Source organism: Bradyrhizobium sp. USDA 4503 (assembly GCF_054055815.1).
Window position 1 is genome coordinate 3,023,131 of record NZ_JBSRXS010000001.1, and the last position, 15,158, is coordinate 3,038,288.

At 65.5% G+C, this 15,158-nt stretch carries 12 protein-coding genes; 4 read left to right on the forward strand and 8 right to left on the reverse strand.

Annotation, left to right across the window (positions count from 1 at the left end):
* Window positions 1-93 precede the first annotated feature (93 nt).
* The 3 genes from ACVMIH_RS14830 (at window position 94) to ACVMIH_RS14840 (ending at window position 4,056) form a co-directional block, all read left to right on the forward strand.
* Entirely contained in the window at window positions 94-1,296 is a 1,203-nt protein-coding gene (locus ACVMIH_RS14830) for an ABC transporter substrate-binding protein (protein WP_433994802.1), read from the forward strand.
* Between the two features lie 10 nt (window positions 1,297-1,306).
* The gene (locus ACVMIH_RS14835; RefSeq protein WP_456862319.1) at window positions 1,307-3,025 is read left to right on the forward strand and encodes an FAD-dependent oxidoreductase; all 1,719 of its coding nucleotides are present in this window, start codon (window positions 1,307-1,309) and stop codon (window positions 3,023-3,025) included.
* Window positions 3,026-3,261: 236 nt separating this feature from the next.
* Window positions 3,262-4,056 (forward strand): IclR family transcriptional regulator, encoded by a 795-nt coding sequence (locus tag ACVMIH_RS14840; protein WP_057016726.1) that lies wholly within the window; start codon window positions 3,262-3,264, stop codon window positions 4,054-4,056.
* A gap of 268 nt (window positions 4,057-4,324) precedes the next feature.
* On the opposite strand, the gene ahcY is transcribed toward ACVMIH_RS14840, so the two are convergent.
* The 3 genes from ahcY to ACVMIH_RS14855 form a co-directional block, all read right to left on the reverse strand.
* The gene (gene ahcY / locus ACVMIH_RS14845; protein ID WP_057016727.1) at window positions 4,325-5,752 is read right to left on the reverse strand and encodes an adenosylhomocysteinase; all 1,428 of its coding nucleotides are present in this window, start codon (window positions 5,750-5,752) and stop codon (window positions 4,325-4,327) included.
* Between the two features lie 126 nt (window positions 5,753-5,878).
* Window positions 5,879-7,075 (reverse strand): methionine adenosyltransferase, encoded by a 1,197-nt coding sequence (metK, locus tag ACVMIH_RS14850; protein WP_057016728.1) that lies wholly within the window; start codon window positions 7,073-7,075, stop codon window positions 5,879-5,881.
* A 60-nt stretch (window positions 7,076-7,135) separates the two neighbouring features.
* On the reverse strand, window positions 7,136-8,491 hold the full coding sequence (locus tag ACVMIH_RS14855) for a hypothetical protein (RefSeq protein ID WP_016843649.1): 1,356 nt from the start codon (window positions 8,489-8,491) through the stop codon (window positions 7,136-7,138).
* 197 nt (window positions 8,492-8,688) lie between these two features.
* On the opposite strand from ACVMIH_RS14855, the gene ACVMIH_RS14860 reads away from it, so the two are divergent.
* Window positions 8,689-10,422, forward strand: coding sequence for a caspase family protein (locus tag ACVMIH_RS14860; protein WP_456862321.1), 1,734 nt, complete (start codon window positions 8,689-8,691; stop codon window positions 10,420-10,422).
* Between the two features lie 129 nt (window positions 10,423-10,551).
* On the opposite strand, the gene ACVMIH_RS14865 is transcribed toward ACVMIH_RS14860, so the two are convergent.
* From ACVMIH_RS14865 to ACVMIH_RS14885, 5 genes are read right to left on the reverse strand one after another with little or no spacing between them, the layout of a single operon-like run.
* On the reverse strand, window positions 10,552-11,670 hold the full coding sequence (locus tag ACVMIH_RS14865; protein WP_016840262.1) for a cobalamin-independent methionine synthase II family protein: 1,119 nt from the start codon (window positions 11,668-11,670) through the stop codon (window positions 10,552-10,554).
* Between the two features lie 31 nt (window positions 11,671-11,701).
* Window positions 11,702-12,418, reverse strand: a complete 717-nt coding sequence (locus ACVMIH_RS14870) for an ABC transporter ATP-binding protein (protein WP_057016729.1) — start codon at window positions 12,416-12,418, stop codon at window positions 11,702-11,704.
* The gene (locus tag ACVMIH_RS14875; protein ID WP_057016730.1) at window positions 12,411-13,163 is read right to left on the reverse strand and encodes an ABC transporter ATP-binding protein; all 753 of its coding nucleotides are present in this window, start codon (window positions 13,161-13,163) and stop codon (window positions 12,411-12,413) included. Before ACVMIH_RS14875 ends, ACVMIH_RS14870 begins: the two co-directional genes overlap by 8 nt.
* Window positions 13,160-14,191 (reverse strand): branched-chain amino acid ABC transporter permease, encoded by a 1,032-nt coding sequence (locus tag ACVMIH_RS14880; protein ID WP_456862323.1) that lies wholly within the window; start codon window positions 14,189-14,191, stop codon window positions 13,160-13,162. Before ACVMIH_RS14880 ends, ACVMIH_RS14875 begins: the two co-directional genes overlap by 4 nt.
* Window positions 14,192-14,198: 7 nt before the next feature.
* Window positions 14,199-15,068, reverse strand: coding sequence for a branched-chain amino acid ABC transporter permease (locus ACVMIH_RS14885; protein ID WP_057016732.1), 870 nt, complete (start codon window positions 15,066-15,068; stop codon window positions 14,199-14,201).
* Window positions 15,069-15,158 lie beyond the last annotated feature (90 nt).

Consider the following 15,158-nt stretch of genomic DNA (forward strand, 5'->3'; position numbering starts at 1 on the left):
TATTCACACATCGAATTCGCCATTGACAAACTGATTAGGCAATTACTAATCCTGAGGTGACCCGCCGAAGAACGCGGACATCCAAAGGGAGGAATGATGAGACAGTTTTTGGCGGCAGCCATTGTCGCGGCGATGACCACGGCCGCTCACGCCCAGGTTTCCGACGACGTCGTGCGCATCGGTGTGCTGACCGACCTGTCGAGCTGGGGACGCGACAATTCGGGCCCGGGCTCGGTCGAGGCGGCCAAGATGGCGGTCGAGGAATTCGGCCCCACCGTGCTCGGTAAGCCGATCGAGATCATCTCCGCCGACCACCAGATGAAGACCGATGTCGGCGTGCAGGTCGTGCGCGGCTGGTTCGACAACGGCAAGGTCGACGCGGTCGTCGACATCCCGAATTCCGGCATCGCGATCGCCGTGCACAACATGGTGCGCGAGCGCAACAAGATCGCGCTCTTGTCCGGTCCCGGCGCGAGCTCGCTGACCGACGAACTGTGCAGCCCCAACACGGTGCATTTCGCCTACGACACCTACGCGCTGTCCAAGGTGACGGCCTCGGCCGTGATCAAGGAAGGCGGTAAGTCCTGGTTCTTCGTCACCGCGGATTACGCCTTCGGCCAGCAGCTCGAGAAGGACGCGACGCGCTTCATCAACGAGATGGGCGGCAAGGTGCTCGGCAGCGTCAAGCATCCGACCAACACCGCCGACTTCTCCTCCTTTGCGCTGCAGGCGCAGAGCTCGAAGGCCGACGTGGTGGCGTTCGCCAATGCCGGCCAGGACACCGACAATTCGATCAAGCAGTCCGGCGAGTTCGGCCTCGTGCAGGGCGGCCAGAAGCTGGTCGGGCTCTTGATGTTCGACACCGACGTGCATGCGATCGGCCTCAACGCCGCGCAAGGCACCTACATGACGACGGCGTCGTACTGGAACATGGACGAGAAGACGCGCGCCTGGTCGAAGAAGTTCTACGCCCGCGCCAATGTGATGCCGACCATGATCCAGACCGGCGTCTACGGCTCGGTGCTGCATTATCTCAAGGCGATCCAGGCCGCCGGCACCGACGATCCGAAGGCGGTGATGGCCAAGATGCGCGAGCTGCCGATCGAGGACACCTTCGTGCATGGCGGCAAGCTGCGCGAGGACGGCCGCGTGATCCGCGACATGTATCTGGCGAAGGTGAAGAAGCCTTCGGAATCCAAGGAACCGTGGGACTATCTCGACATCGTCAAGACGGTGAAGGGCGAGGACGCCTATCGTCCGGTCTCCGAGTCGAAGTGCCCGCTGCTCAAGAAATAGGATCGATCGCGTGGCCAACGAAGAAGCTTATGATTGCGACGCGCTGGTCGTCGGCTCCGGCTGCGCCGGGCTGTCGGCGGCGGTCACCGCCGGCCATCACGGCCTCAAGGTCCTGGTGGTCGAGAAGGAGCCGCGGTTCGGCGGCACCACCGCGCGCTCCGGCGGCTGGCTGTGGATCCCCGGCACCTCGCTGGCCAAGGCCTGGGGCATCGAGGAGAGCCCCGATCAGGCCAAAACCTATCTGCGCCACGAGGCCGGCAACAGCTTTGACGCCGCCCGCGTCGATGCGTTCCTGACCGAGGGGCCGAAGGCGGTCGACTTCTTCACCACCAGCACCGCGGTACGCTTCGACATGCCGCTGACCTTCCCGGACTATCATGCGGAAGCGCCGGGCGGCGCGCAGGGCGGCCGCTCGATGGTGACGCGGCCGTTCGACGCCCACGAGCTCGGCGACGCTCTCAAGGATCTCGGCAGCCCCCTGCCCGAGCTCACCGTGTTCGGCATGATGCTCGGCTCCGGCAAGGAGATCGTGCATTTCATGCGCGCGACCCGGTCGCTGACCTCGGCGGCCTATGTCGCCAAACGGCTGTCGAAGCACGCCATCGACGTGATGCGCAACGGCCGCGGCATGACGCTGACCAACGGCAACGCGCTCGCCGGACGGTTGGCGAAATCCGCCTTCGACCTCAAGATCCCGCTCTGGCTCAACTCGCCGGTGCGCGAATTGATCGTCGAGAACGGCGTGGTGCGCGGCGCGGTCGTCGTGCGTGAAGGGCGCACGATCCGCGTCAACGCCAAGCGTGGCGTGGTGCTCGCCTGCGGCGGTTTTCCGCATGACGTCGCGCGACGGCAAAAGATGTTTACGCACGCCCCCACTGGAAAAGAACATTATTCGCCGGGCCCGACCGGCAACACCGGCGACGGCCTGCGTCTTGCGGAATCCGCCGGCGGCCGCGTCGACGACTCGCTGCCGAACGCCGCGGCGTGGGTGCCGGTCTCGGTCACGACGCGCAAGGACGGCTCGAAGGGCGTGATGCCGCATTTCATCGATCGCGCCAAGCCGGGCGTGATCGCGGTGATGGCCGACGGCAGGCGCTTTGCCAATGAAGGCAATTCCTACCACGACTTCGTGCAGGCGATGATCAAGGCGGCGAAGCCCGGCGAGGAGATCGCGGCGCATCTCATCTGCGATCACGAGACGCTGCGCAAATACGGCCTCGGCTGCGTGCCACCGCGCCCCATGCCGCTCGGCCATCATCTGAAGACCGGCTATCTCAAGCGCGGCGCGACGCTGGCGGAGCTCGCCGCGCAGGCCGGCATCGACGCCAAGGCGCTCGAGGCGACCGTCGCGGAGTTCAACACCACCGCGGCGGAGGGACGCGATCCCGCCTTCGGCAAGGGCTCGCGTGCCTATAACCGCTACCAGGGCGATGCGCTGCACGGGCCCAATCCCTGCATCGCGCCGATCCAGCACGGGCCGTTCTACGCCATCAAGATGGTGATCGGCGATCTCGGCACTTACGCCGGCATAAGGACCGATGCCAATGCCCGTGCGCTCGACGCCGACGGCCAGCCGATTGCCGGCCTCTATGCCGCCGGCAACGACATGGCGAGCATCATGGGCGGCAACTATCCCGGCGCCGGCATCACACTCGGGCCCGCGCTGACCTTCGGCTACATCGCGGGCAAGCACATCGCCGGCGTGGCGGCGGAGAGAAGCAAGTTGTGAGTACCGTCATCCCCGCGCAAAGGCTTCGCCTTTGTCGCTGGAGGTGCGAGCGGAGCGAGTCTCGAAGGATGGATCGGCCACCAGCTGGCCGTGCATCCTTCGAGACGCCCGCTTCGCGGGCTCCTCAGGATGACGGGTGGGGACCTGTCACTCACAACGACTTCCGCGCAGATCGACGTCTCGCGGACGGCAAGGTTTCCTGCTAAGTGCGAACGCGCGAACCCAAACAGGGCCACATGACGAGAGAGAGCCGCGGCATACAGTCGATCGAGGTCGGCGGAGAATTGCTCCGCGCGCTGGCCCGCAGCGGCGAACCGATGATGCTGCGCGATCTCGCGCGCGAAGCCGGCATGCCGCCGGCCAAGGCGCATCCCTATCTCGTCAGCTTTTCCCGCATCGGCCTGATCGAGCAGGACGAGACCACTGGCCGTTACGAGATCGGGGCGCTGGCGCTCGAGCTCGGCCTGATCAGCCTGCGCCGGCAGTCCGCAGTGCGGATCGCAACGCCGCGGATCGCAGCGCTCGCCGACAGCATCAATCACGCGGTGTCGCTGTCGGTCTGGGGCACCCACGGCGCGACCGTGGTGCGGCTCGAGGAGCCGAGCCATCCGGTGCACATCGCGATGCGCGTTGGATCGGTGGTGGCGCTGCTCGAGACCGCGACCGGCCGCGCCTTCGCCGCCTTCATGCCGCCGAACGCGATCAGGACCGCGCTCGAGAGCGGCCTCGATCGCCTCGGTGTCGGCTACAATCCGAAGCGTCCGCCGGCGGACGCGAAAACGGCCGAGATCCTCGCCGAGGTCCGCAGCCGCGGGCTGGCGCGCGCGATCGGCGATCCCCTGCCCGGCGTCAACGCCTTCGCCGCGCCGGTGTTCGATCACGCCGGCCACGTCGCGCTGGTCATCACCGCGATGGGGCCGGAGGGCACCTTCGACGCCGGTTGGGACAGCGCAATCGCAACTGCGCTGCGCGATTGTGCGGGCGAGATCTCACGGCAACTGGGGCACGGCACGGCGCGGGCGTTGGAGTGACGCCAAGAGGTGAGAGGGCGGGACGAAGCGCAAAGCTCGGACATTCATGTCGCGAGAATGCTGACGTATGATCCAGTCGTGCAACAGACTCGCTGTCGTCCCTGCCTAGTGCGCAATTGCGCACCAGGCAGGGACGACGACGGGGTATTTGGCGACGTCAGAGCGTCGTTCCGCCGCGAAGGCGGCCCATCTGTTGCATGCGTCACCCCAGCAAAAAGCCCCGGGCGATGCCGGGGCTCTTCACGTGATCGATCGCTGCGGGCGCGGATCAGTAGCGGTAGTGATCCGACTTGTACGGACCTTCCTGCTTGACGCCGATGTAGTCGGCCTGGTCCTTGCGCAGCTCGGTCAGCTTGACGCCGATCTTGGCGAGGTGCAGGCGGGCGACCTTCTCGTCGAGGGTCTTGGGCAGCACGTAGACCTTCTTGGCGTACTTGCTGTCCTTGTTGTTGGCGAACAGCTCGATCTGCGCCAGCGTCTGGTTGGTGAAGGAGGCCGACATCACGAAGGACGGGTGACCCATCGCATTGCCGAGGTTCACGAGCCGGCCTTCCGACAGCATGATGATGCGGTGCTTGTCGGGGAATTCGATCTCGTCGACCTGCGGCTTGATGTTGGTCCACTTCAGATTGCGCAACGCGGCGATCTGAATCTCGTTGTCGAAGTGACCGATGTTGCAGACGATGGCGCGATCCTTCATCGCGCGCATGTGCTCGATGGTGATGATGTCCTTGTTGCCGGTGGCGGTGACGAAGATGTCGGCGCGCGGCGCCGCGTCTTCCATGGTCACAACCTCATAGCCTTCCATCGCCGCCTGCAGCGCGCAGATCGGATCGACCTCGGAGACCATGACGCGGCAGCCGGCCTGGCGCAGCGAGGCGGCCGAGCCCTTGCCGACGTCGCCGAAGCCGGCAACCATCGCGACCTTGCCCGACAGCATCACGTCGGTGCCGCGGCGGATGCCGTCGACCAGCGACTCGCGGCAGCCATAGAGGTTGTCGAACTTCGACTTGGTGACGCTGTCGTTGACGTTGATCGCCGGGAACAGGAGCGTGCCCTTGTTGGCCATCTCGTAGAGGCGATGCACGCCCGTGGTGGTCTCTTCCGAGACGCCCTTGATGTTCTTGGCGATCTCGGCGAACCAGCCCTTCGGCTTCTCCTTCAGGAGGCGCTTGACCAGCGCGTAGAAGATCTCCTCTTCCTCGGAGCCCGGCTTGTCGAGGAAGGCGGTGTCGCCCTGCTCGGCGCGGTAGCCGGCATGCACCAGCATGGTGGCGTCGCCGCCGTCATCGAGGATCATGTTCGGCGTGCCGCCGCCGTGCCAGTCGAACAGCTTCGCGGTGTAGTCCCAGTACTCGGTCAGCGTCTCGCCCTTGATCGCGAACACCGGAATGCCGGCGGCGGCGATCGCGGCCGCGGCGTGATCCTGGGTCGAATAGATGTTGCAGGAGACCCAGCGGATGTCGGCGCCGAGCGCGGCCAGCGTCTCGATCAGGACCGCGGTCTGGATCGTCATGTGCAGCGAGCCCGCGATGCGCGCGCCCTTCAGCGGCTGCTTGGGGCCGAACTCCTCGCGGGTGGCCATCAGGCCGGGCATCTCGGTCTCGGCTAGCGAGATCTCCTTGCGGCCGAAATCGGCGAGCGCAATGTCCTTGACGATGTAGTCGGTGAAGCCGGGCTTCGTGGGGGCGTTCATTTGAGCGTCCTGTTGTTGAACGGGTCGTTCCGGGGCGCCTCGAAGAGGCGAACCCGGAATCTCGAGGTGATGATTAGGGATTCCGGGTTCGCTCGCTCTCGCGAGCGACCCGGAATGACGCAAGTATCAGAGCGCGCGCTTCAGCTGCTCGACGAGATCGGTCTTCTCCCAGGAGAAGCCGCCCTCATTGTCGGGCGTGCGGCCGAAATGACCGTAGGCCGAGGTGCGCGCGTAGATCGGGCGGTTGAGATCGAGATGGCTGCGGATGCCGCGCGGCGTCAGATCCATCGCCTTGGCCGCCGCCTTCTCGAGCTGATCCTCCGACACCTTACCGGTGCCGTGGGTGTCGATGTAGATCGACAGCGGACGCGCCACGCCGATGGCATAGGCGAGCTGCAGCGTGCAGCGGTCGGCAAGACCGGCCGCGACGATGTTCTTGGCGACATAGCGCGCGGCATAGGCGGCCGAGCGGTCGACCTTGGTCGGATCCTTGCCGGAGAACGCGCCGCCGCCATGCGGAGCCGCGCCGCCATAGGTGTCGACGATGATCTTGCGGCCGGTCAGGCCGGAGTCGCCGTCGGGACCGCCGATGAAGAACTTGCCGGTCGGATTGATGTGCCAGATCGTCTTGTCGGTGATCCACTCCTTCGGCAGCGCCTCGCGGACGTAGGGCTCGACGATGTCGCGGATCTGCTTGGACGACAGGTCCTCGACCAGATGCTGGTGCGAGACCACGATCTCGCGGACGCCGACCGGCTTGCCGTTCTCGTACTGCACCGTGACCTGGCTCTTGGAGTCCGGACCCAGCACCTTCTCGCGGCCGGAGTGGCGCGCTTCGGAGATCAGCCGCAGGATCTTGTGGGCGTAGAAGATCGGCGCCGGCATCAGGTCCGGCGTCTCGTTGGTGGCGTAACCGAACATGATGCCCTGGTCGCCGGCACCCTCTTCCTTGACCTCGCCCGGTTGCAGCGCGTCGACGCCCTGCGCGATGTCGGCCGACTGCGGATGCAGCAGGATCTCGATGTCGCAGTTCTTCCAGTGGAAGCCGTCCTGCTCGTAACCGATGTCCTTGATTGCAGAGCGAACCACGCTCTCGATGTGGTCGTTGGTGACCGAGCTCGGGCCGCGCGTTTCGCCGGCGATCACCACCTTGTTGGTGGTCGCGAGCGTCTCGCACGCCGCGCGGATCTGCCACGGGTCGATGCCCGCTTTCGGTCCCTCGCGATAGAACAGATCGACGATCTCATCCGAAATACGATCACAGACCTTGTCCGGATGGCCTTCCGAGACCGACTCGCTGGTGAACAGGTAAGACGCGCGCATCAAGCAAACCCCTTGTTAAGTCGAAGTCCGACGTTGGTTGGTGAATATGTCCCCGGCATGTCAGTCTCGTCGCCGCGAGATGACGTAGGATTCGTCGTAGAACCACAGCCCGTTGTGTTTGCGGAGAACTTCGCGTGTGGCCTCGAGAGCTCGTCCGTTTTCGGTCGTTTCGGTCAACCGCTCATCTTCGATCTGCGCGACATACACCGCCGCATTCCACGCAGCAAAGGCCGTCGAGGTTCCGATCGAGCCGGTTACCTCATTGGGCAGCGCTTCCATATCATATCGGAAGATCGAACGGTTATCGGCGTAGGCGTTGAAGTTCAGCTCGCGGCCGGCGGAGCCCAGTTCGTATTTCACCGCGCGCAGTATCTCATGGCGACTGACGGCGAAAGGATTTTCTCCGGGCCAGACCGCTTGAATCATTTCAAGCCCGGGATCGCCGCCGTGGGAGTGGATTCCTATCAGCCGTCCGCCGCCGCGCAGCGCGCGGGCCAGCGGCGCGATGATCCGCTTGGCGCGGAAGTTCACCGAGGATTTGGCACGGTAAGGTTGCGAGGCGATCACGAGATCGAAATTGGCTTCGGTGCGGCCGGCCCGCGGAATGATGGAATCGAGCAGGAACCGGTGATCGTCCCGGTACAGGACCAGCGCCACCGGCCGCTCATAGATCGGCATCGCATTGCCGGGGCTGAGATTGGCGCGCCAGTTCTGCTCCAGGAACGGACCGAGTTCGGCGATCTGGGCCTCGAACTCACCCGACGACGCTCCCCGCAGAGCTACCTCGTGCCAGATCATGCTGGCGGCCGCCGCGGAGTTCTTGGGCGTCAGCCACGGCGCCTCGGCGTAATACATGTTGGTGAACACGAAGACGCTGGCCGGATGCTCGAACAGGCGGTCGGGGACCTTGTCGAGGGTGAGGCGGACGTCCTCCAGGCTCAGTTCCTTGCCGGCGACATAGAACGGCATATGTGGGAAGCGGCCATGCATGGCGCGCAGGACCCGGGCCAGCACCGTGCCGTCGCCCATTCCGGCATCGAACACCCGCAGCGCCGGCGGCCGCGGATGGATGGCGGCCAATTCCAGCGCAACCCGGTCGGCGATCACCCGCTTCTCGCTGCAGGTGTGGACGAACAGCAAATAGCGCTGGCGGTTCTCGAAAAACCGGAAATTGCCCCGCGGATCGCGCTTTTCCGGCGGCACCACGAGGCCCCGCGGCGGCGCCACGCCGCCCGGCGTCGAAGTCGCGATGAAGGCGTTGATACGGTCGAGCGTATCGATCGTGATGCGCTTGCCCTCCCGCAGCCGGTACACCAGCTTGCCGTCATTGACGGCACGGCGGCCGAACGTCGTCTCCGCCATGTCGGAGCGGCGGCAGAAATCCGTGATCTGGCTGAGGATTTCGTCGTTCTTCATGGCGCCTTGGGTGGGCAGCGGCGAGTGGGACGAGAGTGGGCAGAAATGATGACTGGCAGCGTCTTATCACCATTTTCCCACCAGTTGAACCCCCTCTGCTGCCCGATCACCAAACAGTCATGGACCGCCCCCTGGACCGGTCTCTTGGACCGCCCTGCCGTCGTCGATCGCCATGACGGCCTTACCCCGGATGACCGATGCGCCGCCTGCTCCTGATCCCCACCCTCCTTGCCGCTTTGCTCTGGTCGGCGCCCTGTTTCGCCCAGGCGCGCTCCCAGCTCGGCCCGCTCTGCACGACCGGGACCACGCCGGCCGACCAGATGATCGACGCCTGCACCAAGATCATCGCGCTGAAGGTGTTTTCCGGCGAGAAGCTCGCGACCATCTACTTCTGGCGCGCGGTCGGCTGGAACAAGAAGGGCAACTACGCCCAGGTGATATCCGACGCCACCGAGGCGCTGCGCCTCAAGCCCAGCACCGCCGTCTACAATTTGCGCGGCTCAGCCTATTTCGACAAAGGCGAGTACGACATCGCGATCGCCGACTTCAACGATGCGCTGCGCCTGGGGCCGCCGAGCGGCATCATCTTTCACAACCGCGGCAACGCCTATCGCAGCAAGGGCGACTATGCCAAGGCGATCGCCGACTATGACGCCGCGATCAAGGCCGGTCCGAAGTCAGCCTTCTCCTATCAGAACCGCGGCGCCTCGAAGCGGGCGCTCGGCGATCTCGACGGCGCGCTCGCCGACATCAACGAGGCGGTCAGGATCGACCCATCGCTGCCGCAGCCGCTGATCAGCCGCGCCGTGATCTGGCGCGCCAAGGGCGAGATCGAGCGCGCGATTGCGGACACGACGGAAGCGATCCGGCTCGCCAAAGCCAAGGCGCCCGTCAACGTCATGACGCCGCCCGGCAGCGTGCTGATCTCGGCCTATACCCAGCGCGGCCTCAGCTATGAAGCGAAGGGTGATGCTGCGCATGCCAAGGAAGATTACGCCTCGGTGCTCGAAGGCGTGGCATCCGATGCCGGCAGCAAGGCCAACCAGGCCACCGCGAAGGTACGGCTCGCGCTGCTCAAGGAGGCCGACGCGGCACCGCGCAAGACCGCGGCAGCGCCGGCCGCCGAGAGCAGCCCGGCCGCGCCACCGGCCGCTTCCGTCAAGACACCGGCACCGGCGCCGCCCGCCGCGGCGGCCCCGGCGGCAGCAACCGGCCGACGCCTCGCGCTGGTGGTCGGCAACGGCGCCTATGCGCATGTCAAGGCGCTCCCCAATCCGGCCAACGATGCGCGCGCCATCGCCAGGAGCCTGCGCGACATCGGCTTCACCGTCTCCGAGGGGCTCGATCTCGATCGCGGCACGATGCAGAAGACGATCAACGATTTCCTGCGCGAGGCGGCGCGGTCGCAGATCGCCGTGGTCTACTATGCCGGTCACGGCGTGCAGGTCGACGGCCGCAACTATCTCGTGCCGGTCGACATCGAGTTCAGGGCGGGCGCGCGCATGACCGACGCGATGGTCGACATGGACACGATCATGGCCGGGCTCGACGACCAGATCCGCACCAACATCCTAATCCTCGATGCCTGCCGCAACAATCCGATAGCACCGCAGCTGGCCTCCGCAGGTCCAAGCCGCGGCATCGAAGCGGGCTCCGGCCTTGCCGCGCCCGCCTCGCTCGGATCGGGCTCGACGCTCGGCGCCGGCACGCTGATCGCGTTTGCGACCGCGCCGGGCCAGGTCGCGCTCGACGGCGAAGGCGCCAACAGTCCGTTCTCGGCGGCGCTGTCGCGCCATGTCGGCACGCCCGGCCTCGAGGTGCAGCAGATGCTGACCCGGGTCCGCGCCGAGGTCGTCGCCGCGACCAAGGGCAAGCAGGTGCCGTGGTCGAACTCCTCGCTGCTCGGCGAGGTCTATCTGGCGGAGCAGTGACGGTGCGACGGGACAGCGTCACTCCGGGGCGACGCGCAGCGTCGAACCTCGGGGGTGCGATTACGCCCCGGGGAATCTCGAGATTCCGGGTCTGGTGCTCGCGCACCATCCCGGAATGACGCTAACGCGTCACTTCCCCCACACCTCGTTCGCGACCTCGACCGCGAGCCTGAGCTTGGCCCACTGCTCTTCCTCGGAAAGGATGTTGCCTTCCTCGGTCGAGGCGAAGCCGCATTGCGGCGACACCGCGAGTTGCTCGATCGGGGCAAATTTGGATGCCTCCTCCAGCCGCCGCTTGATGTCGTCCTTCTTCTCGAGCTCGCCGAACTTCGAGGTGATGACACCGACCACGACGACCTTGTTGCCCTTGGGCAGGAAGCGCAGCGGCTCGAAGCCGCCGGCGCGGTCGGAATCATATTCGAGGAAGTAGCCGTCGTAATTGGTGCCGGCGAGCAGGGTCTCGGCGACCGGCTCGTAGCCGCCGGAGGAGATCCAGGTCGAGCGGAAATTGCCGCGGCAGACATGGGTCGTAATCACCATGTCGGACGGACGGTCGGCGATCGCGTAGTTGATGACGCGGGCGTAGATCTCCTGCAGGCCGTCCGGATTGTCGCCGCGGTCGCGCGACTTCTGCAATTCCTCCTGCGAGCACAGATAGGCCCACACCGTGTCGTCAAATTGCAAATAGCGGCAGCCGGCATCGTAGAACGCCTTGACCGCCTTGCGATAGGTCTTGCCGAGGTCCTGATAGAATTCCTCGAGGTCCGGATAGACCTCCTTCGAGATCAGCTTGCGGCCGCCGCGGAAATGTAGCACCGCCGGCGAGGGGATCGTCATCTTCGGCGTGACATGCGCCTGGTCGGCGTACTTCTTCAGGAAGCGGAAGTGATCGAGCATCGGGTGATGATCGGAGAAATCCAGCTTGCCGATCACTCTGATGGCATCGTGCCGGGTCTGCACGCCTGCGAACTGGATGCCCATGTCGGGATGGAACAGCTCGCAACCGGTCAGATGGCTGAGGAAATCGAAGTGCCACCAGGAGCGGCGGAACTCGCCGTCGGTCGCAAGCTTCAGGCCGACCGAGGCCTGCTTGTGCACGACCTTCTCGATCTCCATGTCCTCGACCTTGCGCAGTTCGTCGGCCGAGATCTCGCCCTTCTCCAATCTGGCGCGGGCCTCCTTGATCTTCGGCGGCCGCAACAGGCTGCCGACCTCGTCGGCGCGGAACGGAGGCTTGGTTCGCTGCATGGTCAACTCCCGGACGTTTCTCATGTGCCTTCTAATGTGCCTTGGCCCCGGAGACGCCGAGGTGGCGCTCGAGGACGGAGGGATCGGCTTTCAGCGCGCTGCTTGCGGCATCGTGCACGATCGTGCCGCGTTCCAATATCACAACGCGGTCGGCCAGCCCCAGAATCTTTTGCGCGTTCTGCTCGACGATGATCGAGCAGATGCCACCCGAGCGCGTGATGGTTCCGATCGCCTTTAACAATTCCTCAACGATGATCGGCGCGAGGCCTTCGGTCGGCTCGTCGAGCAGCAGCACTTTCGGATTCAGGGTCAGCGCGCGGCCGATCGCCAGCATCTGCTGCTCGCCACCGGACAGCTGGTTGCCGAAATTGCGCCGCCGCTCCTGCAGCCGCGGAAACATCTCGTATACCCGCTCGACTGTCCACGGCCCGGGCTGCGCCACCGCGGTCATGTTCTCTTCCACCGTCAGCGAGCGGAAGATGTTGCGCTCTTGCGGCACCCAGCCGATCCCGGCGCGGGCGCGCTGGTCGGCCCGCATCGCCGTGATGTCGCGGCCTGCGAGCGCGAAGCTGCCACTGAGGCGCCTGACGATGCCGACGATCGAATTGATCAGCGTGGTCTTGCCGGTACCGTTGCGGCCGAGCAGCGCGAGCACCTGACCCTCCGCAAGCGCCAGCGACATGTCGGGCAGCACCACCGCCTCGCCGTATCCGGCACGCAGGCCCTGGATGGAAAGAAGCTCAGGCATCGGCGGCCTCGCCGAGATAGACCGCCCTCACCTGCGGATCGCGCGCGACCTCATCGGGGGCACCCTCGGTGAGCAGGCCGCCATTGACCAGCACCGAGATGCGGTCGGCGAAGGAAAACACGAGGTCCATGTCGTGCTCGATCAGCAGCACCGTGACGTCGCCCGGCAATGCCGCCACCGCCGCCAGGATATCGTGGCGCTCGCTCTCGGGCACGCCGGCCGCGGGCTCGTCGAGCAGCAGCACCCGCGGCTTGGCGGCGATCGCGACCGCGATCTCGAGCAGGCGCTGCTTGCCATAGGGCAAGGTCGAGGTGAGCTCCGTCATCACGTCGAGCAGATGGAAGCGCGACAGGATCTCGGCGATCTCGGTGTTGACGTCGCTCCGCGTTCCCATCCGCCGCCACCAGTCGCCGCCGCGGCCCATCCGTTCGGAGACCGCAAGCCCGATGGTTTCGAGCGGGGTCAGGTCGGGATAGAGCTGGTTGATCTGGAACGTGCGCGACAGCCCGCGCAGCACCCGCTTGTGGACGGACAGGCCGGTGATGTCGCTGCCTTCGAGCAGGATGCGCCCGCTGTTCGGCGTCAGCACGCCGGTCAGCTGATTGATGACGGTGGTCTTGCCCGCGCCGTTCGGCCCGATCAGCGCGTGGCGGGCCCCCTGCATCACCTTGAGCGAGAGATCGCGGGTGACGCGAAGGGCGCCGAAGGATTTTTCGAGGCCACGTGTTTCCAGCGCGATCGTCATGACGCGTCGTTCTCCGGCACGGCAACGGCGGCCTTGCGGCCGGCGAACTGGCGGATGATCAGGTTGGGCACGAACAGCACCCAGCGATGGATGCGCGCGCGGCCGACCAGCACGATCACGACCAGCACGAGGCCGATCCAGAACAGCCAGTATTGCGGGGTGATGCTCTGAAACAGCTCCTGCAGCATCTTGAACACGACGGCGCCGATCAGGCCGCCATAGAGATAGCCGGTGCCGCCGATCACCAGCACCAGCATCAGGTCGGCGGAACGCTCGAAGGAGAACACGTCGAGCGAGGCGAGCGCCGTGGTCTGGGTAAACAGCGCGCCGGCGATCCCGGCATAGAACGCGGCGAGCGTATAGACCGCGATCAGGCGACGGTTGACCGGCACGCCGATCGCGGCCGCGCGCAGCGGATTGTTCTTGATCGCGCGCAGCGACAGGCCGAACGGCGAATGCACCACGCGTCGCGCGAGCAGGAACAGGATGAACAGCACGATCAGCGAGTAGAAGAACCCGGTCTTGCCGAACATGTCGAAGGTGAACAGACCGAGGATCGGCTGCATCTCGATGCCCTGCAGCCCGTCGGTGCCGCCGGTGATGTTGGAGAAGCGTTCGGCGAGCGCTTCCAGCAGCAGGGCGATGCCGAGCGTCACCATCAGCCGCGTCAGGTCGACGCCGCGGATGACGAGAAAGCTGGTCAGGAAGCCGAGCACCGCCGCAACCAGGCCGGCGGCGACCAGTGCGATCACGGGCTCGTTGATGATGCCGTGCAGCGCCAGCAAGCCGGCCGAATAGGCGCCGACGCCGAAGAAGGCCGCGTGGCCGAGCGAGACGATGCCGGCGTAGCCGAGGATCAGGTCGAGCGACAGCGCGAACAAGCCGAGCCGCACGATGTCGGTCATGATCAAATAGCGCGACGGGAACAGGAAGGCGCAGGCGAGCGCCAGCGCCCAGAACGCGACCTCGCTGACCCGCCAGCGCGCGCTGGCCATCGCGTGGGTGGAAACGTCTGATAGCGCCGCCATGACCGCCTCACCGTGCCGCGGTACGGCCGAACAGGCCGTTCGGACGCCAGAGCAGGATCACGATCATGACAGTGTAGATCACGAAGGGACCGAGCTTCGGCACGTAATACTTGCCGGCGACATCGGCGATGCCAAGCAGCAGCGACGCCAGGAACGGTCCGGTGATCGAGGACGAGCCCCCGACGGTGACGACGATCAGGAAGTAGATCATGAATTTCAGCGGGAAATACGGATCGAGCCCGAGGATCTCCGCGCTCAGCGCACCGCTGAGGCCAGCGAGGCCGCAGCCGAACGCAAAGGTGAAGGCGAACACCTGCGGCACGTTGATGCCGAGCCCGATCGCAGCGCGCGGATCGTCGACCGCGGCGCGCAGCCGGCTGCCGAACCGGGTCTTGGCGAGGATCAGTTGCAGCGCTAGCGTGAGCAGGCCGCAGATCACCACGATCATCAGCCGGTAACGGCCGATGCCGACGCCGAACAGGTCGATCTGGCCTTCCAGCGCCGCCGGCAGCTTGATGAAGACCCGCGACGATCCCATGATGTAGTCGACCGCCGCGACCGACATGAACACCAGACCGATCGAGAACAGCACCTGATCGAGATGGCTGCGGCTATAGAGATGGCGGTACAGCGTGCGCTCCAGCGCAATGCCGATGACGGCGCTGCCGACAAAGGCGAGCGGCAGGCCTGCGAAGAACGGCCAACCGGAATTATTCACCAGCACGGCGCAGATATAGCCGCCGGCCATCGCGAAGGCGCCATGCGCGAGGTTGACGAAATTCATCAGCCCGAGCGTCACCGCAAGCCCGCAGGCAAGCACGAACAGCAGCATGCCGTAGGCGACGCCGTCGAACAGGTTGGTGAGGATAGAGGCCATGGAGTCAGCTTAGCCGCGAGGACGCAACAAGAACAACAGCTCGAACGTCAAGGTCATCGTCATGGCCGGGCCTGTCCCGGCCATCCACGT

Bases quoted from the DNA above. Each gene is read 5' to 3' on its own strand.
- ACVMIH_RS14885 (WP_057016732.1), bottom strand. From the start codon at position 15,068: ATGGCCTCTATCCTCACCAACCTGTTCGACGGCGTCGCCTACGGCATG.
- ACVMIH_RS14830 (WP_433994802.1), top strand. From the start codon at position 94: ATGATGAGACAGTTTTTGGCGGCAGCCATTGTCGCGGCGATGACCACG.
- metK (WP_057016728.1), bottom strand. From the start codon at position 7,075: ATGCGCGCGTCTTACCTGTTCACCAGCGAGTCGGTCTCGGAAGGCCAT.
- ACVMIH_RS14855 (WP_016843649.1), bottom strand. From the start codon at position 8,491: ATGAAGAACGACGAAATCCTCAGCCAGATCACGGATTTCTGCCGCCGC.
- ACVMIH_RS14880 (WP_456862323.1), bottom strand. From the start codon at position 14,191: ATGGCGGCGCTATCAGACGTTTCCACCCACGCGATGGCCAGCGCGCGC.
- ACVMIH_RS14875 (WP_057016730.1), bottom strand. From the start codon at position 13,163: ATGACGATCGCGCTGGAAACACGTGGCCTCGAAAAATCCTTCGGCGCC.
- ahcY (WP_057016727.1), bottom strand. From the start codon at position 5,752: ATGAACGCCCCCACGAAGCCCGGCTTCACCGACTACATCGTCAAGGAC.
- ACVMIH_RS14870 (WP_057016729.1), bottom strand. From the start codon at position 12,418: ATGCCTGAGCTTCTTTCCATCCAGGGCCTGCGTGCCGGATACGGCGAG.
- ACVMIH_RS14840 (WP_057016726.1), top strand. From the start codon at position 3,262: ATGACGAGAGAGAGCCGCGGCATACAGTCGATCGAGGTCGGCGGAGAA.
- ACVMIH_RS14860 (WP_456862321.1), top strand. From the start codon at position 8,689: ATGCGCCGCCTGCTCCTGATCCCCACCCTCCTTGCCGCTTTGCTCTGG.
- ACVMIH_RS14865 (WP_016840262.1), bottom strand. From the start codon at position 11,670: ATGCAGCGAACCAAGCCTCCGTTCCGCGCCGACGAGGTCGGCAGCCTG.